Annotated in this window: 27 protein-coding genes and 1 pseudogene; 15 read left to right on the top strand and 13 right to left on the bottom strand. The window is 59.7% G+C overall.

Going from position 1 to position 25954, the window contains the following annotated elements:
- Positions 1 to 3 precede the first annotated feature (3 nt).
- From QQL64_RS08620 to QQL64_RS08610, 3 genes are all read right to left on the bottom strand, one after another.
- The gene (locus QQL64_RS08620; protein WP_284398235.1) at positions 4 to 738 is read right to left on the bottom strand and encodes a 2OG-Fe dioxygenase family protein; all 735 of its coding nucleotides are present in this window, start codon (positions 736 to 738) and stop codon (positions 4 to 6) included.
- Positions 739 to 823: 85 nt separating this feature from the next.
- Complete coding sequence (locus tag QQL64_RS08615; protein WP_284398233.1) at positions 824 to 1369, bottom strand: Spy/CpxP family protein refolding chaperone; 546 nt, start codon at positions 1367 to 1369, stop codon at positions 824 to 826.
- 69 nt (positions 1370 to 1438) lie between these two features.
- The gene (locus QQL64_RS08610; protein ID WP_284398231.1) at positions 1439 to 1756 is read right to left on the bottom strand and encodes a hypothetical protein; all 318 of its coding nucleotides are present in this window, start codon (positions 1754 to 1756) and stop codon (positions 1439 to 1441) included.
- Positions 1757 to 1876: 120 nt separating this feature from the next.
- On the opposite strand from QQL64_RS08610, the gene QQL64_RS08605 reads away from it, so the two are divergent.
- Both QQL64_RS08605 and QQL64_RS08600 read left to right on the top strand, forming a co-directional pair.
- Positions 1877 to 2104 carry a hypothetical protein gene (locus QQL64_RS08605; RefSeq protein ID WP_284398229.1) on the top strand — a complete coding sequence of 76 codons (228 nt, stop codon included), beginning with the start codon at positions 1877 to 1879 and terminating at the stop codon, positions 2102 to 2104.
- A 123-nt stretch (positions 2105 to 2227) separates the two neighbouring features.
- Entirely contained in the window at positions 2228 to 2713 is a 486-nt protein-coding gene (locus QQL64_RS08600) for a DUF3455 domain-containing protein (protein WP_284398225.1), read from the top strand.
- Positions 2714 to 2780: 67 nt separating this feature from the next.
- Here the strand turns inward: QQL64_RS08600 and QQL64_RS08595 are convergent, their stop codons facing one another.
- The 3 genes from QQL64_RS08595 to QQL64_RS08585 all read right to left on the bottom strand — a co-directional run bounded on the left by QQL64_RS08595 (position 2781) and on the right by QQL64_RS08585 (position 4809).
- Entirely contained in the window at positions 2781 to 3896 is a 1116-nt protein-coding gene (locus QQL64_RS08595) for a calcium:cation antiporter (RefSeq protein WP_284398223.1), read from the bottom strand.
- Positions 3897 to 3998: 102 nt separating this feature from the next.
- The gene (locus QQL64_RS08590; RefSeq protein ID WP_284398222.1) at positions 3999 to 4364 is read right to left on the bottom strand and encodes an ArsR/SmtB family transcription factor; all 366 of its coding nucleotides are present in this window, start codon (positions 4362 to 4364) and stop codon (positions 3999 to 4001) included.
- Complete coding sequence (locus QQL64_RS08585; RefSeq protein WP_284398220.1) at positions 4348 to 4809, bottom strand: SRPBCC family protein; 462 nt, start codon at positions 4807 to 4809, stop codon at positions 4348 to 4350. Before QQL64_RS08585 ends, QQL64_RS08590 begins: the two co-directional genes overlap by 17 nt.
- A 189-nt stretch (positions 4810 to 4998) precedes the next feature.
- On the opposite strand from QQL64_RS08585, the gene QQL64_RS08580 reads away from it, so the two are divergent.
- The 3 genes from QQL64_RS08580 to QQL64_RS08570 all read left to right on the top strand — a co-directional run bounded on the left by QQL64_RS08580 (position 4999) and on the right by QQL64_RS08570 (position 7958).
- On the top strand, positions 4999 to 5352 hold the full coding sequence (locus tag QQL64_RS08580) for a YciI family protein (protein WP_284398219.1): 354 nt from the start codon (positions 4999 to 5001) through the stop codon (positions 5350 to 5352).
- Positions 5349 to 6620 carry an RNA polymerase sigma factor gene (locus tag QQL64_RS08575; protein WP_284398216.1) on the top strand — a complete coding sequence of 424 codons (1272 nt, stop codon included), beginning with the start codon at positions 5349 to 5351 and terminating at the stop codon, positions 6618 to 6620. The genes QQL64_RS08580 and QQL64_RS08575 overlap by 4 nt, the downstream gene beginning before the upstream one ends.
- A 72-nt stretch (positions 6621 to 6692) precedes the next feature.
- The gene (locus QQL64_RS08570; protein WP_284398213.1) at positions 6693 to 7958 is read left to right on the top strand and encodes an MFS transporter; all 1266 of its coding nucleotides are present in this window, start codon (positions 6693 to 6695) and stop codon (positions 7956 to 7958) included.
- A 33-nt stretch (positions 7959 to 7991) separates the two neighbouring features.
- On the opposite strand, the gene QQL64_RS08565 is transcribed toward QQL64_RS08570, so the two are convergent.
- Complete coding sequence (locus QQL64_RS08565; protein ID WP_284398211.1) at positions 7992 to 8666, bottom strand: restriction endonuclease; 675 nt, start codon at positions 8664 to 8666, stop codon at positions 7992 to 7994.
- Between the two features lie 483 nt (positions 8667 to 9149).
- Between QQL64_RS08565 and QQL64_RS08560 the strand changes: the two genes are divergently transcribed.
- On the top strand, positions 9150 to 9524 hold the full coding sequence (locus tag QQL64_RS08560; protein WP_284398209.1) for a hypothetical protein: 375 nt from the start codon (positions 9150 to 9152) through the stop codon (positions 9522 to 9524).
- Positions 9525 to 9531: 7 nt separating this feature from the next.
- On the opposite strand, the gene QQL64_RS08555 is transcribed toward QQL64_RS08560, so the two are convergent.
- The 4 genes from QQL64_RS08555 to QQL64_RS08540 all read right to left on the bottom strand — a co-directional run bounded on the left by QQL64_RS08555 (position 9532) and on the right by QQL64_RS08540 (position 15112).
- Positions 9532 to 11343: an EAL domain-containing protein gene (locus tag QQL64_RS08555; RefSeq protein WP_284398207.1), complete on the bottom strand. Its 1812-nt coding sequence runs from the start codon at positions 11341 to 11343 to the stop codon at positions 9532 to 9534.
- 7 nt (positions 11344 to 11350) lie between these two features.
- Positions 11351 to 13015 carry a methyl-accepting chemotaxis protein gene (locus QQL64_RS08550; protein WP_284398204.1) on the bottom strand — a complete coding sequence of 555 codons (1665 nt, stop codon included), beginning with the start codon at positions 13013 to 13015 and terminating at the stop codon, positions 11351 to 11353.
- Between the two features lie 144 nt (positions 13016 to 13159).
- Positions 13160 to 14476, bottom strand: a complete 1317-nt coding sequence (locus QQL64_RS08545; RefSeq protein WP_284398203.1) for an MFS transporter — start codon at positions 14474 to 14476, stop codon at positions 13160 to 13162.
- Between the two features lie 138 nt (positions 14477 to 14614).
- Entirely contained in the window at positions 14615 to 15112 is a 498-nt protein-coding gene (locus QQL64_RS08540) for a VOC family protein (RefSeq protein WP_284398201.1), read from the bottom strand.
- Between the two features lie 604 nt (positions 15113 to 15716).
- On the opposite strand from QQL64_RS08540, the pseudogene QQL64_RS08535 reads away from it, so the two are divergent.
- The 6 genes and pseudogenes from QQL64_RS08535 to QQL64_RS08510 form a co-directional block, all read left to right on the top strand.
- A pseudogene (locus QQL64_RS08535) lies at positions 15717 to 15977 on the top strand (carbohydrate-binding protein); the annotation flags it as partial.
- 26 nt (positions 15978 to 16003) lie between these two features.
- Positions 16004 to 16159 (top strand): hypothetical protein, encoded by a 156-nt coding sequence (locus tag QQL64_RS08530; RefSeq protein WP_284399786.1) that lies wholly within the window; start codon positions 16004 to 16006, stop codon positions 16157 to 16159.
- Positions 16143 to 17084: a glycoside hydrolase family 18 protein gene (locus QQL64_RS08525; protein ID WP_284399785.1), complete on the top strand. Its 942-nt coding sequence runs from the start codon at positions 16143 to 16145 to the stop codon at positions 17082 to 17084. Before QQL64_RS08530 ends, QQL64_RS08525 begins: the two co-directional genes overlap by 17 nt.
- A 255-nt stretch (positions 17085 to 17339) precedes the next feature.
- Positions 17340 to 18935, top strand: a complete 1596-nt coding sequence (locus tag QQL64_RS08520; RefSeq protein WP_284398200.1) for a carbohydrate-binding protein — start codon at positions 17340 to 17342, stop codon at positions 18933 to 18935.
- 333 nt (positions 18936 to 19268) lie between these two features.
- The gene (locus QQL64_RS08515) at positions 19269 to 20255 is read left to right on the top strand and encodes a sulfotransferase family protein (protein WP_284398198.1); all 987 of its coding nucleotides are present in this window, start codon (positions 19269 to 19271) and stop codon (positions 20253 to 20255) included.
- A 114-nt stretch (positions 20256 to 20369) separates the two neighbouring features.
- Entirely contained in the window at positions 20370 to 21212 is an 843-nt protein-coding gene (locus QQL64_RS08510) for a DUF3014 domain-containing protein (RefSeq protein WP_284398196.1), read from the top strand.
- Positions 21213 to 21321: 109 nt separating this feature from the next.
- Here the strand turns inward: QQL64_RS08510 and QQL64_RS08505 are convergent, their stop codons facing one another.
- Positions 21322 to 22470, bottom strand: a complete 1149-nt coding sequence (locus tag QQL64_RS08505; protein WP_284398193.1) for a YXWGXW repeat-containing protein — start codon at positions 22468 to 22470, stop codon at positions 21322 to 21324.
- A 223-nt stretch (positions 22471 to 22693) separates the two neighbouring features.
- On the opposite strand from QQL64_RS08505, the gene QQL64_RS08500 reads away from it, so the two are divergent.
- The 3 genes from QQL64_RS08500 (at position 22694) to QQL64_RS08490 (ending at position 24715) form a co-directional block, all read left to right on the top strand.
- Complete coding sequence (locus QQL64_RS08500) at positions 22694 to 23194, top strand: DinB family protein (protein WP_284398192.1); 501 nt, start codon at positions 22694 to 22696, stop codon at positions 23192 to 23194.
- Between the two features lie 29 nt (positions 23195 to 23223).
- Positions 23224 to 23847, top strand: a complete 624-nt coding sequence (thpR, locus tag QQL64_RS08495) for an RNA 2',3'-cyclic phosphodiesterase (protein WP_284398189.1) — start codon at positions 23224 to 23226, stop codon at positions 23845 to 23847.
- Between the two features lie 85 nt (positions 23848 to 23932).
- Positions 23933 to 24715 (top strand): class I SAM-dependent methyltransferase, encoded by a 783-nt coding sequence (locus QQL64_RS08490; protein WP_284398187.1) that lies wholly within the window; start codon positions 23933 to 23935, stop codon positions 24713 to 24715.
- 24 nt (positions 24716 to 24739) lie between these two features.
- On the opposite strand, the gene QQL64_RS08485 is transcribed toward QQL64_RS08490, so the two are convergent.
- Positions 24740 to 25879: a glycoside hydrolase family 18 protein gene (locus QQL64_RS08485; protein ID WP_284398186.1), complete on the bottom strand. Its 1140-nt coding sequence runs from the start codon at positions 25877 to 25879 to the stop codon at positions 24740 to 24742.
- Positions 25880 to 25954: the final 75 nt, after the last annotated feature.

Genomic DNA, 25954 nt, shown 5'->3' with positions numbered 1-25954 from the left:
CGCTCAGGACTTGGCTCGAAACGTCACCACGAGTACATCGCGGTGTGCAGGTTCCGTGGCGTCTAGCGGCATCACCGGCGTGACGCCATGAAACACGCGCGGATCGTGGATAAGCGCTGCATCAAGAGGGTGAGCAAGCGTGAAGTCACCCAGCAGCTGCCCATCCGGCGAGTGGATGGTCGTGGTGCCGCTGGCGATGTTGTGCCGGTCGATCAGCAGCACGAGCACAAAATCCACACCATCGCGATGGCTGCCTTCAGGTGTGGGCTCGCCGGCCACATCGATGCTGGCTTCGATGCGAAACTGGTGGACTTCCACATGCCAGTGCGGCACAGAAGGCGATAGCGATCCGAAAAAGTCGTTGCAGAACGTCAGGATGGTGCGCAGGCTGGCGCCTTTCGCTACGGACGAATCGACAGGCTCGAACCAGCGCTGGATATCCCCTTGCAAAGCGTTGTATTGCAGCGCCTGGTAATGCGGCTGATGCGGTGCCGGTTCGACAGCACCGTGTGCAGTGGCCGTGAACGTTGCATGGCACCGCCGACGAAAACGTCCCTTGGCCGCAAGATAAGGGTCGGGGCCCAGCCGATTCCAGCTGTCTGCAAATGCATCCCAGTCGGACAGTTCGCCTACGGACTGCAGCAGCGGACGCATGGTGTCTGCCGTGACGAAGGAAAAACCATCGCGCTGCACGGCGTGGAACAGCGTCGGAACTAACAAACCGGGGATGTCATGCATGGACCGATTATAGAAGAGGCCAGAGACTTTCCGGAGATGTGCCCAGATTGCTTCTGGCCTCTCTGTAGGTACAAAAACCTACCGATCAGGTGCTCGGCGTTGTCGCAGAAGATGACGCGCTTGCCGGCTTGCTGCCCTTCTTATGTCCACGGCCCATCGAATGCGATCCCATCGTCCGGTTATGGAACAGGGCATCGGCCGTCTGTTTCTGTTCGGGTGACAGTACGGCGTACACGGCGCTCCATGCAGAAGAGAGCTTCTGCATATCGTCGGCGTGCATTTGCGCCAGCGCTGCGTAGGACTTCATAACGTCGTCGGCATTCATCGACGTCATCTTCGACGCACGGTCACGAAAGGCGCTAGATGCCTTGGTGGCGTTGTCGCGCATGGTCTGTGCATAGGCATCCCATTGCGTCGATTGCGCGTCGGTGATCTTCAATTGCGTGTGCATATCGTTGATGCGTTGCTCCACGGCATCCGCACGCCGTTGCGCGTGGGTTTTCGTCGCAGCCGGTGCAGCGGCGGACGATGCGGCCGAGGCGGGGGATGTCTGCTGTGCCATCACGGCGCCTGCAAACATGGCAAGCGACAGCATGACGGGTACGGCAGCCTTGCGAATGACGTTTTTCATGATGAGAAGCTCCGATTCATGGGTGCAGATCAACCACGGCCCGACAGGGCTCGACGAGTAGTGACGAGCTCAGTACCCCGGCGACGGGTTGCCGTTGTCATCGTAATAAACCACGCCAGGTGGCGGCGGCGGTGGCGCGGTGGAGTAGACGACGCCCGGCGGCGGCTGTGCAGCACTGGCAGAGGAGTTAGCAATGACGGCACCGGCTACTACACCCAGCAAAGCACCGGCGATGAGGGCGCCACCACCACCTCCGCCGCGGCGCGGAGGAGGAGCGTAGCGGTGATGATAATCCGGTCTACCGTGATAACCGGGGCCAGGGCGATAGCGCTGCGCCTGTGCCGGCAAAGAGGAAGCCGCTACGACAGCAACGGCGAGGACAGTCATGGTGAGCTTTCGGTGTAGCGGAATTCGAGAGGTGCGAGTCATCAACGTACCCTCCTCACTATGCAATGTTTGTCGCACGCATCGAGCCAGCATCGAATGCCTGCGAAGTCGGAAGTCCGTATGGCGACACCCGGCATGACTACAGCATCTGGCACGTCATCACCGATCGCCGTGAACGGAGTCTATGACAAATCATGTGTAGGTTTATTCAAGGCGGAACGCAGTGTAGGGATTGGTTCATCCGGCGCACGCGATCAGCTCGAAGGCGTGCTTTGTAAATCTGCAAATGCGATGGGATTCATGACGTTATCCATGCCTGCAGCGGCAGGACAAGCACAACGACGTTGATCGGCCGGAGGTGAGGCACAGATCGATGAGAAGCGAGCATGCCGAGTAAAAAATGCGGCACATTTCACCGATATGATGGCCCGTACCTGCTGTTGCAGATGCCAAGCCTTACAGGAGAATGCTATGCAAAAAGTATTGATCTGCGGTGCCGTCGCACTGGCCGCTTTTACGTCGTTGTCGCACGCTCAAGGGCCATCCACCAAGCCGCCCGCCATCGAGGCATTCGGTAAGGGCGTGCAGATCTATACCTGCAAAGCGTCGGATGGCAGCTACGCATGGAGCTTGAAAGCCCCGGATGCCAGCTTGAGTGATGCTAAAGGCAACGTCATCGGCAAGCATTTCGCGGGACCCAGTTGGCAGGCCACCGACGGAAGCACCGTTGTGGGCGCACCGCTCAATGTGTCTCCTTCGCCCAACGCCGGTGCCATAGCGTGGCTCGTGCTGCAAGCCAAATCACACAGCGGCGACGGAGCCATGGCGAGTGTTCAATACATCGTCCGCACCCGCACTGAAGGAGGCGTAGCGCCTGCCATGGGTTGTGATGCGTCCCATGCAGGTGCCGAGGTACGCGTGCCTTACAGCGCCATCTATCTGTTCTTCCGAGGCTAGGTACGGCACACGGGTGAATTTATCGACCCGCTTGCGAACATGGATTGTTCGCGCACAAGAACGGAGCCTACGGACTGAAAACCAGTACCAGAAATACTACGAACAGCGAGAGATGAACCGCGCCTTCGAGCATCGTCGTGCGCGAGTTGGAAAAAGTGATCGAACTCAAGATAAGCGTCGAGACCAGCAAAACAATGCCCGATGGTGGTAAACCAAGCAGTACATGCCGGCCCGTGTAGAGGCTGATGGCCAGCACGGCGGGAACGGTAAGCCCCAGCGTGGACGTCACGGCGCCAAGGCAAAGGTTGATCGCTCGCGTCAACCGATCGGCGCGGATCGCGATCAGCGCCGAGATGCCTTCCGGTGCAAACACCAGCGTGGCGATGACGATGCCGCCGAGTGCCGCCGGCGCGCCGGTGGCAGCGATGCCGTAGTCGAGAATACTCGCCAGGCTTTTGGAAAGAATGACGATGGGAAGGATGTTCACCAGCAACAAGATGAAGTGAACGAAAAGTCCTTTTTTATCGATCGCTGACGGACGCTGATGTTCCATCTCTTTGGCATCGATCGGTTGCGCATCCTGCGCGACAAAATAGCCACGATGCCGGCCCGTTTGCAGCCATAGGAAAATGCCATACAGACCGATGGTCAGCACGGAAAACATCAGCGCCTGCGCCGGCGATAGCGAGCCATCGGAAGTGGACGTGGTGAAATCCGGCAGCACCAATGCAATGATCGTCAGCGGAATAATGACCGAGAGATACGCCGACGCACCTTTCAAGTTGTAAGCCTGCTCGTAATGCCGGATCCCGCCCATCAGCAGACCGAGCCCAACGACCCCGTTGAGCACGATCATCAGCACGGAATACATGGTGTCGCGAGCCAGCGTGGCGTTGCCCTCCGGACCCAGCATGACGGCGGAAATCAGCACCACCTCGATGATCACGATCGATAGCGTAAGCACCAGCGTGCCCAGCGGCTCTCCCAGCATCTCGGCCAGCGTTTCGGCCTCGTGCACCACGCCGAACGCTACCCAGATGATGACCAAGAAAAGCCAGACGAACAGACCCAGCGCAAGGGCGTGGTTGGCGAGGCCCGCCATCCATCCCGATCCGAAAACCAGAAAGAGCGCCACCGTTAACCAGCCGATAAACGGACGCGCCGCTGTCATGATCGTTCGCATGATGTCCTCGTCGTCGCCGGAACCTGACGGGGATAGTAAGCGGTTCGCTAGGTACGATGGGAAGTTTTGTGGTCGGTGACCCGTAAGTAGGTATGCCTGAAGCTATCGCTCCAGTGCGGATTTCAACTTGCTTAGGGCCTGATCCCACTGCTGGGCAATCGTATCGAGTGAACGGCGGGCTTCATCGAGCTGAGTTGGTTCGAATTCCCATAGTCGTTCGCGCCCTTGCTTGATGTCGCATACCAGTCCGGCATCGGCGAGCACTTGCAGGTGTTTTGTCACTGCCTGTCTTGTGATGTCGGAACCGGCGGTGAGCTGGGAGATGGACAATGCGCCGCCGGCGCAGAGCAGGGCGATCAGTCGCAGACGCGTTTCGTCACCGAGCGCGGCAAAAATTGGCGCGGATTTTCGCAGCGCAACGCTCTTCGGCCACATGCCTTTGGCGGATGAGCTAGTGCGAGGCGACATAGGCGTCGATGTTTTTCATCTGTTCGTCCCAGCCGCTGCTGTTCATGCGGAAGGCATCGAGGCGGCGACCCGGCGGAATACCGTCGAAGCCGGATTCCACCAGGCGGAGCAGGGTGCCGTCATGGGTTTCTTCCAGTTCGAAAACCACCAGGGTGGTGGGTTCCTGAGAGTAGTCGTGGCTGGGATCGATGGCATACGGATGCCATCGGAAGGAAAGCAGGCGTTCCGGTTCGATGCGTTCGATCACGACCTGCCACACGATGTGTTCGTAGCCCGGATAGGTGATGTTTCCCTCGACGGGCTCACCAGCGACAAAGCGCTTTCCTTTCAGCGCGACGCCGAACCAGTCGCCGAAGGATTCGGCGTCGGCCAATGCGCACCACACTTTCGAGCGCGGCGCCTTGATATGGATCTGTCGTTCGATGCGATCTGTAGCTGTGTTCATGGGCAACCTCCTGGTTGCATATTAGATCGGTCATCGTCGTTAATGCAACCTTTTAGTTGCACAATGGGCGCGTCGGACATTGGGCAGGGCGAGATAGCGCCCGATAGGATAGATGTCCAAATCGCGATAGCTCGCGCGTCATCGGAATGGCGGCGCATAGTGCCCGTCACGATCCAACGGAGAATCTCGATGCAATACCTACTCATGCTCTATGCGGAAGAAGGCGGCTGGGCCCGCATGTCGAAGGCCGATCAGGAGCGCGGCGTTGCCGCGTACGGCGCCTACACGGAGGCCTTGAAAGCGGCCGGCGTGTGGGTAGGCTCCAACCGTCTCCAAGGTACGAATACCGCCACCACGGTACGCCTGGTCGACGGCAAGTCGCAGGTGCTGGACGGCCCTTATGTGGATTCCAAGGAGCAACTGGGCGGCTATTACCTGATCGAGGCGCCCGACCTGGATGCGGCGCTTGGCTGGGCTGCACGCTGCCCCGGTAGTAGCCATGGCACGATTGAAGTGCGCCCGGTGTGGAGTTACGCAGGGTGACTGGCAAGACCCAGGCGTGCCTCGCTGCGGATGCGGTCGCGCGCCGCAGCTACGGCAAGCTGGTCGCGTATCTGGCCGCCGACATGCATGACGTGTCGGCGGCTGAGGACGCGTTGTCGGAGGCATTCGCTGCCGCACTCTCGGATTGGCCCGTGAACGGATGCCCGGACAATCCGGAGGCGTGGCTGATGACTGTTGCGCGCCGGAAAGGCATTGACGGAGTGCGCCGTCGTCGTAGTGGAGACGCGGCAGCGCAGCAGTTGCGAGCGATGCTGGATCAACACGCCACGTGGGCGGATGCAGCCGACGATGCGGCGATTCCCGACCGGCGCCTCGCCCTGCTTTTTGCCTGCGCGCATCCGGCGATCGATACGAATATTCGAGCACCTCTGATGCTGCAGACCGTGCTTGGCCTCGATGCAAAGACCATCGCCTCCGCGTTTCTTGCCTCGCCCGATGCGATGAGCAAGCGTCTGGGGCGTGCGAAACAGAAAATCCGCGAAGCTGGCATCCCCTTCGTCATACCTGATCTCGATGAACTGACGGAGCGGCTCGACGGTGTGCTCGATGCCGTTTACACCACTTTCGCGCAAGGGTGGAGCGATCCGAACGATGCGGACCTTCTCCGTCGCGATCTCGCCGACGAAGCGCTATTCCTCGCCCGATTGCTGGCGGAGCTGCTGCCGCAGGAGCCGGAAGCGCTCGGCCTGCTCGCCGGCATGTTGTATGCGGAGGCACGGCGGCGGGCGCGCCGCGATGCTCAAGGCGATTACGTGCCGTTGGCCGAGCAGGATATTTCCCTATGGGATGCGTCCATGATCGATGACGCCGAAGCGCTATTGCGTCGCGCTAGTACGTTTGGCCGTATCGGTCGTTATCAGCTCGAAGCGGCCTTGCAATCGGCGCATGTCGAACGTCGGCGTTCCGGCCGTACCGACTGGACGCCAGAAGTACAGCTCTACGATGCGCTATTGACCTTAACGGGTTCGCCCGTTGTTGCGCTCAATCGTGCGCTGGCTATTGCGGAGGTGGATGGGCCTCGCGCTGCGCTCCATATCGTCGAGGCTTTATCGATCGACAAACGGCTTGCGGAGTATCAGCCGTATTGGGCCGCACGTGCGGCATTGTTCGCACGTGTCGGGAATCTTGGCGAGGCTCATCACGCTTATGAGATTGCAGTCGGTCTTACGGGCGATCCGGCATTGCGCCGCTTTCTGCAGTCGCAACAGGCAGCGCTGCTCAATGGCGGCGGTGCCATGCACGCATGAGCGATAAAAGACTGCGACGTACGGTCATGGCATCTGGCAGAATCGGTGCACCTACGTCGGTAAGGCTTTGACATGCGGGATGAAGTAACCACACCGGCTAATTCGCCGGGACGAGTACTATTTGCCAGTCTGATCGGTACGACGATCGAGTTCTTCGATTTCTACATCTACGCCACCGCGGCGGTACTGGTCTTTCCTAAGCTGTTCTTTCCGGCCGGCGATCCGGCGTCGGCGACGCTGCAGTCGTTCGCGACTTTCGCGCTGGCGTTTATCGCGCGACCGATCGGTTCGGCCGTGTTTGGGCATTTCGGCGATCGAATCGGACGCAAGGCAACCCTCGTAGCGGCGCTGCTTACGATGGGGTTGTCTACGGTCACCATCGGCCTGCTTCCCACCTACGCGCATATCGGTGTGCTGGCGCCGCTGTTGTTGGCGCTGTGTCGACTGGGACAGGGCCTGGGTCTCGGTGGCGAATGGGGCGGTGCGGTGTTGCTGGCGACCGAAAATGCACCGGCAAACAAGCGAGCTTGGTACGGCATGTTTCCTCAGCTGGGGGCGCCGATCGGTTTTCTGTTCGCGACGGGCATGTTTCTATGGCTGACGCAAAGCATGGGCGACGCCGTGTTTTTCGCCTGGGGATGGCGCATTCCATTCCTGGCCAGCTCGGTGCTGGTCGTCGTCGGTTTGTGGATGCGCTTGCGACTGACGGAAACACCTGCATTTGCGCGGGCCATGGCGCAGCAAGAGCGGGTCGCGGTGCCGATGCTCAGTGTGCTTGCCCACCATACGCGTGCCTTGATCGCAGGAACCTTCGCGGCGCTAGCTACGTTCGTGATCTTTTACCTGATGACGGTATTCGCGTTGAGTTGGGCGACGTCCAAGCTGGGTTATTCGCGCGAATCGTTTTTGATCGTGCAGATGGTCGGCGTGCTGTTCTTCGCAGCGTTCATTCCATTTTCCGCATGGCTGGCGGATCGCCGCGGCAATCGGTTTGCGATGATTCTCGCCACGTTGCTGATCTTTGCGTTCGGTATCGCGTACGCGCCGCTGTTGGCGCACAGCGGCATGTTGTTCATGGTGCTGGGCATGTGCGTCGTAGGTATTACCTATGGGCCGCTTGGCACGATATTGGCGCAAATGTTTCCCACGGCTGTGCGCTACACCGGTGCTTCACTGGCCTTCAATATGGCCGGCATCTTCGGTGCGTCGTTGGCGCCGTACCTAGCCACGTGGCTGGCGAAGAATTATGGGTTGGCCTACGTGGGGTATTACCTGTCGGCCGCCGCCGTGCTGAGTTTGCTGGCGCTGCTGCCCAGATCGCGGACGGAGATGCACTGAAAAAAAGCCGCGCTTTTGCGCGGCTTTTTTTTACTAGGGATGCGCCGCCGTTCGCGGGCGGTGATGCATGGGCGGCGGAGAAGCCGGCGCCCTGAAAGGAACCACGCACGCATCGAGCGGCGACTGCGCATCGCGCAACATGGCCAACAGCGTTTCGCCGTAGATCAGTTCGAAGGGCTTGCCGGCGACGAACTTCCACGCCTCAGCGGTGTAATCACCGCAGGCGATGATTTTCACAGCGGAAGCGCGGTGATATTTCATCAGGCTATGCATCTCGCGCACGTCTTTCACGTCGACATGCTGGTTGTGCCAGTGCCGGCATTGAACGAGCGTCGTCAAACCGTGCTTGTGAACGATCAGGTCCAGGCCGTTATCGATATCGGCGTGGCCGGCGTGTTCGACCGCATAACCGCGGTAACGAAAAGCCTGGACCACCTGGTTTTCGAAAGTGCGCCAATGCATACCGCGCAACCCGTTCAGCTCGTCGCGGATCACCATCCGCCGTGCACGTTGGCGGTAACCGAGGCAGGAGATTAACGCGCCACCCCAACAGGCACCGAGTATTAGCCACGTCAGCAGCATCTGCACGCCGCTTTGCGCACCCATACCGTACCGAACGCCAACGTAGGCGCTCGCGCCGAGCAAGAGGCCGGCGGGCCAATGCACCGATACGTATCGTTCGATGCGATGAGTTCCGTGCTTCGCCATCAACTCCCCCGAGCTGTGAACGCTGCTTTTGGACGTTTAACGACCTTAGCGCGGACGATTCAGGAGAGCAGCGTGCAGTGCGGCATTCAGCCGCAGTGCCGTTCTGGGCATCCAGGCGAACAAAAAACGGCGGAAACAGACGCGCATTTTGTGCACTGCGGCGTAGCTTTGTAACAAAGAGCGACTGGCTGAACGATCAAAGTGTTCAAGGGGTATGGGTTGCATGTCCGATAGTGCCATCCGGCCACAGGCGGCAGATTCGTACTAAAGGACGGTCGTTCCGTGCCGATAGAACGCTTAAGCGCGCTAACCATCCAACAAAAAAGTTCGACCTTGCCTCGCCCAAGTCCCTCGACCTGAACGAGGCAAGGCGGCTCGAAGAGCCGGCACGGTCTAGTCCGTGCCGGGTGACAGGGATCGCACGGTGGCGTTGTGTGCGAGTGATGACGTCGAATTGCGTCGACCTGACTGGATGTAAGCCGGATGAGCCACTACAAGCCCCACTCGAAGCTGTCGAATAACCAGGTGAATTGGAACGATCCGCATCTGGAGTCGCTGCTGCGCAAGACTGACACCTGGAAGCTCGACAATCGCGGTGCGCACGCACCACAGGAAGTGCATATCCACATTGGATGGGGCGCCAACGCAGGGCGTTCAGCCGTGCTGGTATGGGAAAGCGATCAGGTCATGGTGCTGGAGACCCGCTTTTCCATTCCGCAAGGCGAGCACGTGCGTGTGGATAGGCTTTATGGCGATGGCGTGCGCACGGTGTGGGGCGTAGCGGCGGAAGGTCGCGCGGGGTTTCGAGAGGAAGATCGGCAGAACGGTGTTTATGTGCATTGGTTGCACGTGCGCTGAGCCTGTTTCAGGCCATCGACGGTAAAGCGTCGGCCTGTGCCGGCCAGGGCGTTTCGCCGGATAGTAGATAAAACCCAACCTGCGCGCGTTTGGCATGGCGTTTAGCGCGTGCGGCCAGTGTTGCCAGTGTTTCGGGGTGGCCGGGAAACGGCGGCAAGACGCGCACTGCTCCAATCGCTACGGTAGTCAGCGGAAAGAACTGCGTATTGCCGTGTCGATCCTCGCCGACGGTGCCTTGGCGAGCAATGTCTTCGGCGGCGAACAGGCTGGGCGCACGCTGATTGAACAATGCCACCATTTGGCGGCAGCGGATTTCCCAGTCGTCGCTCTGGAACACCAGCAAAAAATCGTCGCCGCCGATATGGCCTACGAAATCGCAACGCGGGTTGACCTGCGCGGTGAGGATACCGGCCAGCAAGCGGATCATCTCATCGCCGCGAAAATAACCGTATTGGTCGTTGAACGGCTTGAAGTGATTGAGATCTACATAGGCCACCGTGAACGGCAGCTCGGCGCGTAATAGCCGTGCCACGTGTTCGGTCACCGGAATATTGCCGGGTAGGAAAGTGAGCGGGTTTGCGTAACGCGCCGCCTCGATGCGCAATTCGGTCACGCGCCGCACCAACGATTCGCCGGTACCCAAGCCGAGATAGTGTCCTTCGCGCGTAATCACGAAACCATCGCTGAGATAACGTTGGTCCTCTCCGCGAAGAATATCGGCCATGCTTTCCAGCGACTGCAGAACATCGCATAACAAGGGCGCTTCGTGCATGAACGCAGTGCAGCTTTTACGGCCGTAGAGTTCGCGCGTATACGGTTGGGCCATGCGTTCGCTGAAAATGCGTCGATTGATGATGCCGATCGGGTGATCGTCTTCGACTACCGCAAGCGCATGCAACTCGGGCAGGCGAGCGAAGAGGGTTATCACATCGTGATTGGTTTGCTGCGGAGTCAGCGACGGGGCCTCGATGACCAGATGGCACAAATGCATCGGCCGTTGCGTGACGGGCCCGCGCAGGCGAGGTGGTACCGACACGACAGGCTGGTTCAGCGTTGCAAGCACCGTCTCGCTGATCGTGTCGCTCACTTGCGGCGCCGGATGGCCGAGCAAAAATCCTTGCGCATAGGAAATCCCGAGTTCGCGCAGCATGCGTAGGTCATCCGCGTCTTCCACGCCCTCGCCGACCAGGTCGGCCCCCAGCGTTTCGGCAACCTGGCAGAGTGCCCGCACGATGGCCAGGCGCCCCGCGCTCTTGGCTAACCCATGAATCAGGTAACGGTCGATCTTCACCACTTCCGGGTGGATCTCGTTCCACATCTCAAAATTGGAGTGGCCGTTGCCAAAATCATCCAGCGCGAGGCGCACGCCGTGAGCACGCAGATAACCCAATGCATGGGCAAGATGAGCAGGCTCCTCGACGATATCCCGTTCGGTGAGTTCGATGGTGATGCGGCTGAGGTCCATACCACCAGCACCGAGCGCAGCGAGCAGTTCGTCGGGTTTGATCGACTCTTGCATGAAAGCCTGCGCGCTCAGATTGACCAGCAATCGGCCGCGCGCCTGTTGCGCCATGAACGCGCTGCACACAGTCCGCGCAGCCGCCAATTCAAATTCACCTAGACGTCCCTCGACGCGCGCAAGATTCAGCAGTTCCGGTGTGCTGATACCGCCGAGATCGGCGGCCGCGCGCGTTAGACCTTCGTGCGCAACCACTTCCATCGTGTCCAGCCGCACTACCGGCTGGAAGAGGGCATGCAGCCCGTCCTTCGCCCTATCAAGCAGGCTGGTCTGACGGGTGCTGTCGCGCGGAAATGACATGTCGGTGTCAGGCAGCTTGGTCAAAAGCCTGCGATGCAGTTTGATCGATAACCTGCCGGAACACTGCGCGGGCCGCGGTGTGGTTGTCCGCTTGGGCGGCGTCCGCAGTCGTTTGCTCGATGCGGAAGAAGTCCATTTGCAGAAGAAGTTCATCGGCACTGCCGCGCATGGCATGACTCATCATGGCCGTGCGTTCAACCAGCGCCGCATTTTCCTGAGTCATGGTGTCCATGCCCGCAACAGCGAGGTTTACTTGATCGATGCCGGCTTTTTGTTCACGACCGGACAGTGCTATACCCGCCACCTTTTCTGAGACCTGCGCTGCGCTGGCGACGATACCGACCAGGGCTTCGCCCGAACGCTGTGCGAAAGTACGACCATCGAGCACGGCAACTGCGCTTTCCTCGATCGACTGTCGAACTTCGCGTGCCGCCGCGGAACAGCGCTGCGCGAGCTGTCGCACTTCCGCCGCGACCACGGCGAAACCGCGCCCGTGCTCGCCGGCGCGAGCGGCTTCCACGGCGGCATTGAGTGCGAGCAGATTGGTCTGGAACGCTACTTCATTGATGAGACCGACGAATTCGGCAATGCGTCGACCGGAGCGGTCGATGGCGTCCATCGCCGTGACGGTTTGGCCGACGACCTGTTGTCCTTGTTCGGCAAGCTGACGAGAGGCTGTTGCGACGCGATGAGCCTGTTCGGCCATCGTGGCTGCTTCGGCGACGCTTGCTGCCATCTGTTCCATCGATGCCGAACTCTGTTCCAGGCTGGCGGCCTGGGATTGTGTGCGCTGACTCAACGCATGCGTGCTTTCGGCCAGCGCTTGCGCGCCGTCTCGTACATTGGCGGCGCCGTTGCGGACTTGGCAAACAACCTCGGTAAGTTGTGTATCCATCGCGGCCAGGGCACGCAGCAGATTGCCGATTTCGTCATCGCGACCCACGACGACGGGCAGACCCAACTCGCCGCGAGCGATGCGATGGGCCACACCCGAAGCGAGACGCAGCCGCGCGCCTAGGGCGCGGATCAGGGTGGCGTCACTCAAGGCCGCCAACAGCACGGCCCCTGCGAACACTGCAAGCAGCAACAGCAATCCCTGCCGATTGGCAGCGTGCTGGCTAAGTGCAGCGGTCTTGCCAGACGTCAGCGCGTTTTCGAACAAATTGGTGACGTCGCTCTGCAGGGGTACCAAGTCGGGCTGAACATCGGTCGCCAGTTTCAATTGGGCGATGTCGAATTGACCGGCCTGCAGCAACGTAAGCGTATCGCCCATAGCTTGCTCGGCGTCCTTGCGATGTTGCGCAGCGATGTCGAGCAGTGACTTCTGCTGCGCGCCAAGGCCGCTTTGCAGCAACGGTGTCCAGTAGCGGTCGATGTCGACCCGGTTGCTCTTGATCGCGGTGGCAGCATCATCGACTGCAGACGGTAGGCGCATCAGCACCGCGTGCGACAACGCTTGGAAATCGTTGTTGAAGTCGCTCTGAATACGGCCGACATCGGAAATGGGCGCGAGTGTGTCGCCGACCACAGACTGGATGCGCTGGTCGGCTCGCATTAATGCCATGGCGCACAGAGCACCGATGACGATCAACAGGATAACGATGCCGGCGAGGCGAAGCAGCAGGACTCGGCGCAGGGTGATACGAAACAAGCCGGGGGACAGTCGAGGCATGACACACCTTGGGAGAGGGATGCCTCTTAGTCGGCGAATGGCGCTTCAACTTGAGCGGAAAGTCACGGAAAAATCTTATATTTCAGCTATTTGACCAGTGCATGACGGTTTGCGCGATGAGCTGTCTTGCAACGCCTGTGTGAATTACGAATCCGCCGGCGTGGGTGCCAGATCAGGTGTGCCGCGCGCCGCCTGCGCTTGCAGCATCAGCGCGAGAATCACTGCTGCCACCGCTGCGACCGCAGCAAATCCATAGATAGCGTTGTAACCCATGCCGCTGGCGATCCAGCCGCCGAGAGGTCCGGTGAGGGCCATCGCCACGTCCATGAATACCGAGTACACGCCAAGCGCCGAGCCGCGGCTGTGTTCGGGCACGCGATGCACGGCCTCGACGCCCAGTGCCGGAAACACCAGCGAAAAACCGAAACCGGCGATGGCCGCGCCGACGCCGGCCATGCGTGCATCGCTGGCCAGGCACAAGGTGATGAGCCCGATCGCTTCAATAGTCAGCGACGCCATGGCAACGCGATAGCCGCCTAGCCAGTTGATCGTGCGAGCGAACACAAAGCGCACGCCGACGAACACCACGCCGAACACCGTGAGTGCGAGCGCCGCATTTTCCCAACCGTGTGCGGCGTAGAAGAGCGTGATGAACGTGGCGATGCAACCGAAACCGATCGAGCCGAGCGCAAGTCCAATGCCGTAGGGCACAACGCGCGCCGCCACGGTGCGAAACGGCGAGCGTTCGTCTGTCTTTATGGTCGTGGCGCGTTTGAGCCGGGCCAACGGAAGTACGGCAAGCGGCAGCAACAACGAGACTGCGCCGATGGCGGCAAAACCGAAGCGATGTTCGATCAGCACACCCAGCGGTGCGCCTGCCGCGATCGCGCCGTAGGTGGCCACACCATTCCACGAAATGACGCGCGCCGTGTGTTGATGTCCCACCTGGCCCATGCCCCAGGCAATGGCGCCGGTGCCGACGCAGCTTTCGGCGCAACCTAGCGCCAGTCGCGCCAGGAAGATCAGGCCAAGACTTATCCATGGCAGACCGCTGGCCAGTGCACCCAGCAGCAGAAGCGCACCGCTGGCAGCGCACATCGTCAGTCCTGTCATCACCGTTCGCTTGGGACCTTTCGCATCGGCCATGCGCCCTGCGTGCGGCCGACTGATCAGCGTCGCTACGTACTGCATGCTGATTGCCAGGCCCGCCAACATTGCGCCGAAGGCGAGGTTGGTGTGTACAAAGCCGGGCAGCACGGCCAGCGATAAGCCAATGGTCAGGTAGGCGATAAAGGTGAAAGCGACGGTGCTGAGAATCGACAGCAGCACATCGGACGCGCGACCTGCGGAGGTCGCAGTGGTGCGGGAGGGATCGGCCATGGGGTAGGGAACTTGGCGAATTAGTCCGGAGGGGCGACCGGACACCATGCCATTGTACGCCTCCATGGTGCGCTGCGTCATTGCACAAACCGCCGAGTTTTTTGCTGCTTTCAGAGGTTATCCATCACGGCATTCGCGCTACCGAACAGGACGGCGCGAATACCGTAACGTTAGGTGTTCAATGCGCTTTGCGCGTCGACACGACAGAACAATCGAGGCTCAGGCTGCGGCTTTCAGCAGCGTATTCAGATCGATCTTCTTCATCTTCATCAGGGCCTGCATGGCTTTCTGTGCCTTGCCTTGGTCGGAAGCGGTCAGCAGTTCGACCAATTGGACTGGCACGACCTGCCACGAGAGCCCATAGCGGTCTTTAAGCCAGCCGCACTGTTGCGCGGCCGGGTCGCCGTCTTTGGAGAGAAGGTTCCAGTAATGGTCGACTTCGTCCTGTCCGTGGCAATTCACGACCAGTGAGAATGCCGGGTTGAACGTAAACACCGGGCCGCCGTTGATGGCGGAGAATTTCTGGCCGTCGAGTTCGAAGGCGATGGTCATCACTGAGCCTTCGGGCCTGCCGCCGGCCTTCGCCGCTTCTTTGCCATAGCGGGTGCTGTCGAGGATGCGGGAGTTCTCGAACACCGAGACATAGAAGTTCGCTGCTTCTTCGGCCTCGTCGTTAAACCACAGGAATGGAGTGATGCGCTGGAATCGTGTGCTCACGGTATCTCTCCTTTTTGCGTTGTCGATGGGCGCCTAATCAGTACGACGAGCGTAACGCTGTGGATTCGACACGTGTCGCACTCTTTGTTGACGGAAGCGGTGAATGACGCGCTGGCTATCGTTGTCACGCATGTCTGACACCATGTCTTCGACAACGTGCGGCTTATGGTTGTCTGTCATCCGTGACGCGCAATCGACTCATTGATCGATATCACAGTAAAACGACTGCCGCGATCCACTGACGCATCGACACGAAGGCGAAAATGCCATGCTGCGTTGCAGCGACAAAAACCCGTGTTTTTCAGGGTTTTTAAGCATCTTTAATTGTGCACGTTATGTGAATTTTCACCGTCTTGTTATGCCGTTTGATTCTTTGCGATGTGAATCACGTTCTAGCGTGGGCATAACGGCCAAACGGACTGGACAACGTTGTCATCACGGGCAGATACTCGCCGCACTTCGAGTCATTGCAATCCCATTACATGTGGTAACGGGCATGGATGCGTCATGGCGACTGTCCCCCACAGGGCTGTTTGGAATGCGGCCGTGAAATCGCCGATGTAAATCATCCGTCGCAATTCAATTCAATCCTGGAGACAGTCCGATGCATGTGAAGAAAACGACCAAGTGGTCCACCCTGACGTTGAGTTCGTTGAGCACCGCGGTGGGAGTCGCGCTGTCTACGACCTTACTTACGGTTGCGCCGGTGCAAGTTGTGCACGCGGAGGCAACCTGCGCCGCTGCATGGAGCTCAACGGCGATTTATACGGCGGGTAATGTCGCCAGCGAAAATGGCGTCAATTACGAAGCGAACTGGTGGACGCAGGGGAACAATCCGGCGACCAACAATGGCGGTCCTGGTAGTGGTCAACCGTGGACGTCGGAGGGCGCTTGCTCGTCTTCACCGACACCCACCCCGACGCCTACTCCGACCCCGACGCCTACTCCGACGCCAACGCCAACGCCAACGCCAACGCCAACGCCAACGCCAACGCCAACGCCAACGCCTACACCGGCACCAAGTGGATTCGTGTTCAGTCCGTATAAGGACATCACGATCAACTTGAACTGGAATACGAACACGATGCAGACGGCGGTGACGGGAACGACGCTTCCGTTCGTCGGCAGCGGTAGCTTCTATTCCACGGCAGAGCCCAACCTCGGCGCGATCACGCTGGCGTTTGCCACAGGAGCATGTGGCAGCGAAAGCTGGGGCGGCGTCACGTCTTCGCAGTTCATCTCCGGCAACATCAGTGCGTTGTCGAGTGCAGGCTTGAAGTACGTGGTGTCCACCGGCGGTCAGGCAGGCGTGTTCACCTGTTCGTCGGCTTCCGCGTTCGAGAGTTTCATCGCCAGCTATAACACCGCGCAAATGGTAGGCGTGGACTTCGACATCGAGGGTGGCCAGACGCAGGCCGACATTACGCAATTGGTCGCCGATGTGGCGGCTGCGCAGTCGGTATACCCGAATCTACGCTTCTCGTTCACGCTGGCCACACTGGGCGCGTCCGATGGCAGCTTCGGTGGCGTCAATTCGCTTGGTGCGGAAGTGGTGCAAGCGATCCAGGCATCCAGCCCGGCGCTTAAGAACTACACCGTTAACCTGATGGTGATGGACTTCGGCGGCACGAGCGCAGCGAACTGCGTGGTCGTGAGCGGTGCGTGCGAGATGGGTCAATCGGCAATTCAGGCCGTGAAAAACCTGGAGCACACGTACGGCATTCCTGCCAGTCACATCGAGCTGACGCCGATGATCGGGCAGAATGACTCGCCCGGTGAAATCACCACGATCGCCGACGTCGACACTATCACCAGCTACGCCACTGCCAACGGTCTTGCCGGTCTGCACTTCTGGTCGCTGGATCGCGATACGCCGTGTGCTGCAGGTTCGGCATCGGCGACCTGCAATTCGTATCCGACGGCAGGCGTGTTGGCGTACACCAACGAGTTCCTGAAGGATCTAGGGAAGTAATTGCAAAACAAAGGGAGCAGGGGATCTTGTTGCGGGCCGGAAAGCATTCCGGCCTGCAACGGATGTGGGGGATGTGATGTGCGAGTCGGCCGGCGGATTCATGCTGCGCTTTGAATCACGATAAGACCACTGCACGCGATCCGCGTGCATGGACGTGTGATGGCAACCGCCCACACGCCGCAGTCATGGGCGTGGTCATGAAGTCGTCGATGTAACTCACTTGTTGCGGTCCAATCCAACTCTGGAGACAGTCCCATGCAAATGAAGAGATCAACGAAGTGGTCCACCCTGACGTTGAGTTCACTAAGCACCGCAGTATGCGCGGCGCTGTCCACGACCTTGTTGACGGTTGTGCCTGTGCAAACCGTGCATGCGCAGTCCAGCTGCGCCGCTGCGTGGAACGCATCCACGGCCTATAACGGTGGCGCCGTCGTAAGCGAAAACGGTGTCAATTACGTAGCTAACTGGTGGACGCAGGGCAACGACCCGGCGACCAACAATGGCGGCTCGGGTACTGGCGAGCCTTGGACTTCCGAAGGCTCGTGTTCGGGTTCGCCAACGCCCACACCTACGCCTACTCCCACTCCGACGCCAACACCTACGCCGACTCCAACTCCGACACCTTCAGGTAACTGCGATCCCGCCTGGAACGCGTCAACGGCCTACAACGGTGGTGCCCTGGTGAGCGAAAGCGGCATCAATTACAAGGCGAACTGGTGGACTCAGGGCAATAACCCCGCCACGAACAATGGTGGCTCCGGCAGTGGCGAACCGTGGACTGAGATCGGCACGTGCAGCGGCTCGCCAACCCCGACTCCAACACCGACGCCAACTCCAACACCGACGCCAACTCCTACACCCACTCCGACGCCAACGCCAACTCCGGGCGGATTCGTGTTCAGTCCTTACAAGGACATGAGCATCAACATGAACTGGAACACGGACGCCATGGGCACGGCTGTTACCGGCACGATGATTCCAGTAGTCGGCAGTGGCGGTCTCTTTGAAACGCAGGTACCCAATCTTCCAGCTATTTCGCTGGCTTTTGCCACGGGTGAATGCGGTAGCGAAAGTTGGGCCGGCGTGACGCCTGCGCAATTCATTTCCGCCAACATCACCGCAGGCGCCGCCAATTCACTCTCTAGCGCAGGCTTGAACTACATCGTGTCCACCGGCGGCGCAAATGGGGTGTTCACATGTTCGTCGGCGTCCGCCTTTGAAAGTTTCATCGCCAAGTACAACACCGCGCAAATGATTGGCGTGGACTTCGATATTGAAGGCGGGCAGACACAGGCGGATATCACGCAGTTGGTGGCTGACGTGGCTGCTGCGCAATCGCAGTATCCGAACCTGCGCTTCTCGTTCACGCTGGCCACGCTGGCGGCATCGGATGGCAGTTACGGCGGTGTCAATTCGCTGGGTGCGGAAGTGGTACAGGCGATCCAGGCATCCAGTCCGGCGCTGAAGAACTACACCGTCAATCTGATGACCATGGACTACGGCAGTGCTATCGCGTCCAACTGTGTGGTGGTGAGCGGTGCGTGCGAGATGGGTCAGTCCGCGGTCCAGGCGGTGACGAATTTGGAGCACACCTACGGCATCCCCGCGAGCCATATCGAGCTGACGCCGATGATCGGGCAGAACGACGCAGCTGGTGAGATCACTACGATCGCCGACATCGACACCATCACCAACTACGCGACCGCCAATGGTCTCGCAGGGGTGCACTTCTGGTCGCTGGATCGCGATACGCCGTGTGCGGCGGGTTCGGCCTCGTCAACGTGCAATTCGTATCCGAGTGCCGGCGTGCTGGCGTTTACAAATGAGATCCTGAAGGATCTCGGGAAGTAATGGAGCAGGGGGAACCTTTGGCGAGTCGGGAGGCATGCCCGGCCCGCCACAGGTGTAAGGATGTGATGTGGAGGCCACCGGCACGTAAGTGCCGGTGGCTTTTTATTTGCCTCGGTAAGGAGAAACCTGAACAGAATTGCTGCCGGGCAGCAAATAGTGCGTCGGAATATTTTAGGCAAGTCCTATTGGCGAAAGAACTTTCTGTGGACATGATCGGCGCGTCTGTGTAAGTTGCGTCAACTTACGGCAGCCTGACACGTTTCTTTATTTTTGCGCCGAAGCCATCCGACGCAAGTTCAAAACGCTAAATAAAGCGGGGGGCGCAAGCTACTCATGCAACGAACTTTTGTCGTCGGATGCCCGCGCTCGGGCACCACTCTTGTGCAGGCCATGCTGGCTAGGCACCCCAAGGTTTTTACACTGCCTGAGACCGGTTTCTTTCCGAGTTTGTTCGGTGGTCTTCACCATCGCTTGGGCGATGAGGGCGCCAAGCCGCGTCGACGTACGTTGGCGCGTCGCCTTGGCCTAGCTCGTCGCTACGGACGCCGCGAGTTTCTTGCCTTGCAGCGAGCTCTCCTTGGTGCGGAGCAGTCGTCTTCGAGGGCCCCCTGGTTCCAGGACACATGCGTGAAGCGCTTTGTCGCGCTGTTGGACGACTTGGCGGGGCAGGCTAGTCGTTTAGCATGGATCGAGAAGACGCCGTATCACCTGTTCTATTTGCCGGAAATCGGACATTACTTGCCCGATGCGCGATTCATCCACGTCATTCGCCCGGGCATGGATGTACTCGCATCGGTCACCGATGCCGATCTGCGTTACGACAATCGGGCCTTCAGCGGCGGCTTGATGCAATGGGTGCGGCGCTGGAATCGCGCGATGGATATCCATCGTTCGCGCATCGGTACGCCCAACCACCATTTCGTCTTCCTCGAAGATCTGGTTCATAACCCGGCGGAAGAATGGCAGCGCCTGTGCAGGTTTCTTGGGTTGTCCACCCATGTCGAACTCGATCAGACCTGTCATCAGAACATCGCCGATCCCAAGGTCGAACCGTGGAAGCAGGATGCGCTCAGCGGCTTGCCGCAGCAGGCGGACAGCAAGGTCGAAAATCTGTTCGGTCCGCAGCTGCGCGAATGGCTGCACGAGCGCCTGACGTCGTATGAAAGCCTCTACGCCGCAAGCAGCTTGGCTTACAACCGCGAAGACAGTTTCAGGATGCCTGCGCTCATGCCGGAACTGCGGCCTGCGGAGAAAGCTGAAATCAAGGTTGATCTTGGTGTTGCTTACACGGTGAGGGACGGGCGTTATCGAGTTGCCTGATGCATTCGCGCGCGGCTATCGCCGTGTGCTGTGTCGCCACACCTGATACGTAGATCGAACAAATCCTGTTTTTGCCTGTCACAATGCAGAATTCATTGCTAGACAGGCGACATCGTGAACCGTAGAACACATAAAAAGCAGGCGTCGTACGGCAGCTGGATCGTTGCGATTATTGTCCTGATCGCCATCGTGGCGGCAGGCGTCTATCTGGTGCGTCTGGCCATGCATCCGAATACGGCCACAGCGACAAGTCCTTCAGCGAGCTCATCCGTAGCGTCGCCGACCAGTGCGGCATCGACGATCCAGCATCCCATCGTGCAAGCCGCATCTGGGCCAGCCCCGGCATCCACAGCCTCGTTGCCGGCCCTCGCCGACAGCGACGCAAGTGTGCTCGACGCACTATCCACGCTGGCGAGCGGCGGCGATCTTCGCTCGTTGTTGGTGTCCAGCCAGATCATTACGCGTGTCGTGGCGACCGTCGATGCGCTTCCCAGACCGAGCTTCGGCAGTAGCCGCATCCTGCCGCTACGCACGCCCAAGGGCGCCATGCAGACACAGCAAGCCAATGGCGTCACGGTGATCAGTGCGAGCAATGCCGACCGCTACGGGCCGTATATGACTGTGCTGGAGAGTGCGGACCCCCATGCACTGGTCGCCTGGTACAAGCGCAATTACCCGCTGTTCCAGCAGGCTTATCAGGAACTGGGTTATCCGCACGGTTACTTCAATGACCGCCTGCTCGGGGCGATCGACGACATGCTGGCCGCGCCAGAGCCGCATGATCCGGTCGCCGTGATTCAGGTCGGTTCCCACTATGATTTTGTCGACCCCCAGCTGCAGTCGCTATCGAGCGGGCAGAAGCTGATGGTTCGCCTTGGATCGGCCAACGAGGCGCAGTTCAAGGCGAAGCTGCGCACGATTCGCACTTTGCTGGTGGGTGGTCAGGTCGCGCATTAAGCGAAGGCGGTGCCAGCGAGTGAATGCGAAGAAGGGCATCGCAAAAAGTACTCTATAAAAAAGGCCCGCTATGAAGCGGGCCTTTTCGTTGTCGCAAGCGCGGTGCAGATCAGCCGTGATGCGCATTACCTTGCGGACGACCACCACCACCGCCACGAGGGGCAGGAGCAGCGGCCGGGCGTGGCGCCGGACGATACGACTGCGCGTGATACTGCTGCGGAGCGGCGTGATATTGCTGTGGAGCCGCACGATATTGCGGCGCTGCTGCCGGGCGATAACCGGCCGACTGCGGTCGGTAGGCATTCGGCTGTGGCGCGTGTGCGTTGTACGCGTTGGAGTTACCGCCTGGACGCGCCACATTTGCGGTATTCGCGTGCGGCGCGAAGTTCGCCGAACGCAGCGCCATATTGTTGTTCGTGTGCGGCTGCATGGTATTGGCATTCACGCGTTGGGTGTTGGCGGCGGCAGGCGTGAACCGGCCGGTCGCTCCGCGCGCAGCCACTACGCCGGCTCCAGCGAACGCACCAGCACGTGCCGTGGCCGCAATCGGCGGATTGCCATGATTGACCGACGCCAGCAGTGCCTGATTATGGCTGGCCATGGCCGTATGCTGCTGTTGGGCGGCGACCGGTCCCATGTGCTGCTCACGCGCAAAGCTCGCTTCCTGCGGGGTTGCCCGAGCCGTCAAACCACCCTGGCCACCGTTGTAGCTGGTGCGGTTTACATAGGTGTTGTGGACGACGGTTTGGTTATAGACATTGGTGATGTGGGTGCCGCCGAACTGATTCACCGAGCGGTTGTAGTAAAAGCCACCCCGGCCCCAGCGACCGCCGTCGTAACCATGGCCGGAATAACCGTAGCCATAATTGACACCACCGTAGAAGCCGACATGGCGGCCCCAATAGCCGGCGTGGAAGAGGTAAACGCCACCGCTCCAGCCCCAATAACACGGGGTCCATAGCGCACCATAGTACGGTGCAAGCACCCATGTACCAGGTACCCAGAAGTAGCCGTCGCCGTTCCATGCCCAGTAGCCAGGCGTCCAGATGTAGCCTGGCGCGGGAATCGGCGGCTGCACATACACCGGCAATATCGGTGGCGGAAAGCCGACTGAAACGCCTACGCCGACGAACACGTCAGCGTGTGCTTTTTGAGGAATCGCCGTTAACGCGGCGAGGGCGGCAAGCAAGGCAGCCGCCGCGCGCACCAGCCAGGTGCGCCTCGACGAAAGATAGTGCGTCGCACTGATTGTTTTCATGGTGTCGCCTCCTGGGTGTGCACCGTACAGCAGAGAACGCGGGAAACTTTCGACGGAGCACAGGAAATATCTTGATAAGTTCACCGGTGTTCAGCAGGCAACTTGCACGGCATGGTGACTTATCGGCCGCAAGACTTTGTGTTGCTTGGCTTTGATGTCAGCAAAATGGCAGATGAATGGAGCTCGCCGCTACCATGTGCCTATTCCTCACTGGATCGAACCTATGCCGCAGGTTGATCATCTTCAGTTACTCACGCGCTACAGGGCGTGGGCCGATCGATTGCTTTATCAGTCATTGGCCGCGCTGCCGGATTCGGCCCTGATTCGCGAACAACCGATCGTGTTCGGGAGCATTCTGCGCACGCTTCACCACGTCTATGCCATGGATCAGGTGTGGAAAGCGCACCTAGAGGGCGTACCTCACGGGTTTACGTCACGTAATCCTGTCGATTGCCCGGCGTTCGATGTGCTTCGCGCGGCTCAGGCGGATATCGACGCCTGGTACATCCGTCTGGCGGAAACGCTGGACGAGGACGCGTGCGATGAAACGATTCGTTTCACGTTCATCGGCGGCGGCGAGGGTGCGATGCGCCGCGGCGAGATTCTGCTGCACGTGGTCAACCATGCGACCTACCATCGTGGGCACATCGCGATGATGATGTACGGCCTGTCCGTACATCCGCCGACAACGGACTTGCCGGTGTTTCTCCGCGAGACGGGCTGATCGTTTTTGGATGGAGTACGCTTTCGGTCATGTCCTTTCGCACGACCAAGCCCGCTACCGCGCAGATCGAGCTCTTCGCACAGCCGCCCGCGACTCAGGCCAAAACACATCGCCTGTTCTTTGCGCTGATACCGGATGAAGTCGCACAGCACAACATTCATCGTGCGGCATTGCTGGTGGAGCAACAGTATCCCGAGCTGCGCGCGCGTTGGGTCAACCCGGAGCGTTATCACGCCACGTTGAGTTTTCTCGGCGATTACCCTGCCATGCCTGACGATGTCGTCGAGAAAGCGAAGTCCGCCGCTGACCATCTGCACGCGTCGTCGTTTATCTGGACGCTCGACTATGCGGCCAGTTTTCGAGGTCGCGAGCCGCCTTGTATATTGCGAAGCACCGTTGTGCCGGACTCGCTGCTCGCGTTGTGGGACGATCTCAACACGGCCCTCACCTCTGCGGGTGTGCATCGGCGTATCGAGCGTAAATTTACGCCGCACGTTACGTTAGCCTACGGTCGCCGCGAATTGCCGGGCACCATGCCGATTGTGCCGATAACATGGCGAGTCGAGAGAATCGTGCTGATTCACAACGTGGTGGGAAAGGGACGCTACCAATGGCTGGGCAACTGGCGTTTGTCGGCGCGGGTGCACGAGTGAAGGGATATGGGCCAAAGGTCAGGTAGGCGGCTCTGATCGGCGAGCGCACAATTGGACGGAGGCTCATTCCAATCAGGAGATCGTCATGCGTTCGATATCCGTCGTATTGCTTGCGGCACTCGTTATTCCAGGGGTGACCCTGGCGCAAGCGTCGCAGATGAATCACATGCACGCGGTGTATTACGTTCCCCCGTACGTCCAGGCGGCAGTCAACGATCCCGCCCGCGGCCAGGATGTCAGCAACGATGCACGGCGCAAGATCACCGACATCATGGTATTCAGCGAAGTAAAGCCAGGGCAGAAAGTGCTTGAGCTGATACCGGGCAGCGGTTATTTCACGCGCGTGTTCAGCGGCATCGTCGGCTCGCAAGGTCATGTTTACGCGTTGTGGCCGAACGAGTACGGCAAAGAAGCCGTGGATGACGTTGCAGGCTCCGATAAGCTTGCCGCCGATCCGCATTACGCGAACGTGTCGGTGCTCAAGCAGGCGGCGGCGCAGCTAAGCGTGCCGGAATCGGTGGATCTGGTCTTCACCTCGCAGAATTATCACGATTATCCGGATGCCTTTATGGGCAAGGTCGATCCGATCGCGTTCGACAAGCAGGTTTATGCCGCGCTGAAACCCGGTGGCCTGTTTGTCGTGATCGACCACGTCGCACCGGCCGGCTCCGGCATGGCCGACACCGACACCTTGCACCGCATCGATCCCGCGATCGTGAAGAAGCAAGTCGAGTCGGTGGGCTTCGTGTATGCCGGCGAGAGCAATGCGCTGCGTAATCCGAACGACTCGCACACCATCAAGGTGTTCGACGCGTCGATACGCGGCCATACCGATCAATTCATCTATCGGTTCCGCAAACCGAAATGATGAGGCAATGGTGCGGGCCTGCGATCAACGCAGCCCGCGCCACATGTCATCGAGCAATTCATCGCTGGGATCGGCCGTCTGTTCCCAATACATGATCCCGCCAAGGTGTTGCGCCTTGATGTATGCCATCTTGGCGGCAATCGATTGCGGGTCGTCATACGTGATGAAGCGGCGCGTTTGTGCGTTCCACAACCAAGGTGCCTGAGCGACGGCGTCCCAGTGGCGCACATAGCCCTGCTTGTCGATGTAATCCTGCTTCAGTTCCGGCCAGTTGTGGCCGCCTTCGTAGTGGCCATAGCGCTGGTAGAGGCCATCGTGATCGGGTGTTACGTCGGCAAATTCGCGGCCGTAGAGCGCGGCGCCGATCAGCAATTTGCGCGGTGGCACGCCTGCAGCGAGGAACTGCTGTACGGCACGGTCCGTCGTGCGCCCGTCGCCGGCTATCAGCGCTGAAGCATGCAGGCCAGTGTGATGCCCGGTGGTCGGCGTCATGCTGTTGACGAAGTCGTAGGTCATCAGATTGAACCAGTCCAGGGACGGATTGATCGCCGCGATATCGATGTCGCTAACGTAAGGACCGTCGGCAATGGCCACGCTGAGGGTGTAGTGATTGGCTCCGGCGCGACCGTTTGCAGCGCTGGCACGGTCGAGGCTGGTGCGAATCGCTTTCAGCAGCAGCGTGAAATTGGTCTTGTCCTGCGGGCTGGAATGAATGCCGGATTCGTGGTGACCGGGATATTCCCAGTCAACGTCCAGTCCATCGGCATGCTGGGCGGCGATCAACTGTGCGGCGCTATCGGCGAATTGCTCCCGTCCCGCCGCCGTGCTGGCCGCCTCGGAAAAACCCCCGACGGTCCAGCCGCCAACGGAGATATCGACCTTAAGCTTTGGGTTGATCGATTTCAGCGCGAGCAGATCGTGCAGGTGCTTCGCGCCGTTGTCGTCGAGAACCACATTGCCATTTTTCAACTGTGCAAATGCGAAGATCAGCGTATCGATCTTGCCGACATCCTTGGTCTGCACGGGATTCCAGCCGTTGGCGTAACCGACGATGCGATAAGGCGTGGACGACGCTTGCGCCAGTGCGCCGCTGCTCGCTGCGAGCAGCGTGAGCAAAACGCCAGTGAGGAAGTAATGCGGGCGACGGGAGGAAACATTACGCATCAAATACGCCTCAGGGTGGTGGATCATTCGATATTCGCAAGGCACGCCGGCGCTGCACAGTGCTGCGTCGCATCT

The sequence above is a fragment of the Dyella lipolytica genome (assembly GCF_030160075.1).
In the GTDB taxonomy this organism is placed as follows: Bacteria; Pseudomonadota; Gammaproteobacteria; order Xanthomonadales; family Rhodanobacteraceae; genus Dyella_B; species Dyella_B lipolytica.
Note: the sequence above shows the minus strand (reverse complement) of the source record. Positions and strands in the feature narration are given on the sequence as shown.

What these genes read in the sequence shown, in the direction of transcription:
- QQL64_RS08490 (WP_284398187.1), top strand. Translation starts at nt 23,933, where the DNA reads ATGCGTTCGATATCCGTCGTATTGCTTGCGGCACTCGTTATTCCAGGG.
- QQL64_RS08610 (WP_284398231.1), bottom strand. Translation starts at nt 1,756, where the DNA reads ATGACTGTCCTCGCCGTTGCTGTCGTAGCGGCTTCCTCTTTGCCGGCA.
- QQL64_RS08560 (WP_284398209.1), top strand. Translation starts at nt 9,150, where the DNA reads ATGAGCCACTACAAGCCCCACTCGAAGCTGTCGAATAACCAGGTGAAT.
- QQL64_RS08500 (WP_284398192.1), top strand. Translation starts at nt 22,694, where the DNA reads ATGCCGCAGGTTGATCATCTTCAGTTACTCACGCGCTACAGGGCGTGG.
- QQL64_RS08605 (WP_284398229.1), top strand. Translation starts at nt 1,877, where the DNA reads ATGGCGACACCCGGCATGACTACAGCATCTGGCACGTCATCACCGATC.
- QQL64_RS08545 (WP_284398203.1), bottom strand. Translation starts at nt 14,476, where the DNA reads ATGACGCAGCGCACCATGGAGGCGTACAATGGCATGGTGTCCGGTCGC.
- QQL64_RS08585 (WP_284398220.1), bottom strand. Translation starts at nt 4,809, where the DNA reads ATGAACACAGCTACAGATCGCATCGAACGACAGATCCATATCAAGGCG.
- QQL64_RS08565 (WP_284398211.1), bottom strand. Translation starts at nt 8,666, where the DNA reads ATGGCGAAGCACGGAACTCATCGCATCGAACGATACGTATCGGTGCAT.
- QQL64_RS08485 (WP_284398186.1), bottom strand. Translation starts at nt 25,879, where the DNA reads ATGCGTAATGTTTCCTCCCGTCGCCCGCATTACTTCCTCACTGGCGTT.
- QQL64_RS08595 (WP_284398223.1), bottom strand. Translation starts at nt 3,896, where the DNA reads ATGCGAACGATCATGACAGCGGCGCGTCCGTTTATCGGCTGGTTAACG.
- QQL64_RS08600 (WP_284398225.1), top strand. Translation starts at nt 2,228, where the DNA reads ATGCAAAAAGTATTGATCTGCGGTGCCGTCGCACTGGCCGCTTTTACG.
- QQL64_RS08615 (WP_284398233.1), bottom strand. Translation starts at nt 1,369, where the DNA reads ATGAAAAACGTCATTCGCAAGGCTGCCGTACCCGTCATGCTGTCGCTT.
- QQL64_RS08555 (WP_284398207.1), bottom strand. Translation starts at nt 11,343, where the DNA reads ATGTCATTTCCGCGCGACAGCACCCGTCAGACCAGCCTGCTTGATAGG.
- QQL64_RS08515 (WP_284398198.1), top strand. Translation starts at nt 19,269, where the DNA reads ATGCAACGAACTTTTGTCGTCGGATGCCCGCGCTCGGGCACCACTCTT.
- QQL64_RS08620 (WP_284398235.1), bottom strand. Translation starts at nt 738, where the DNA reads ATGCATGACATCCCCGGTTTGTTAGTTCCGACGCTGTTCCACGCCGTG.
- QQL64_RS08590 (WP_284398222.1), bottom strand. Translation starts at nt 4,364, where the DNA reads ATGTCGCCTCGCACTAGCTCATCCGCCAAAGGCATGTGGCCGAAGAGC.
- QQL64_RS08520 (WP_284398200.1), top strand. Translation starts at nt 17,340, where the DNA reads ATGCAAATGAAGAGATCAACGAAGTGGTCCACCCTGACGTTGAGTTCA.
- QQL64_RS08550 (WP_284398204.1), bottom strand. Translation starts at nt 13,015, where the DNA reads ATGCCTCGACTGTCCCCCGGCTTGTTTCGTATCACCCTGCGCCGAGTC.
- QQL64_RS08580 (WP_284398219.1), top strand. Translation starts at nt 4,999, where the DNA reads ATGCAATACCTACTCATGCTCTATGCGGAAGAAGGCGGCTGGGCCCGC.
- thpR (WP_284398189.1), top strand. Translation starts at nt 23,224, where the DNA reads ATGTCCTTTCGCACGACCAAGCCCGCTACCGCGCAGATCGAGCTCTTC.
- QQL64_RS08505 (WP_284398193.1), bottom strand. Translation starts at nt 22,470, where the DNA reads ATGAAAACAATCAGTGCGACGCACTATCTTTCGTCGAGGCGCACCTGG.
- QQL64_RS08570 (WP_284398213.1), top strand. Translation starts at nt 6,693, where the DNA reads ATGCGGGATGAAGTAACCACACCGGCTAATTCGCCGGGACGAGTACTA.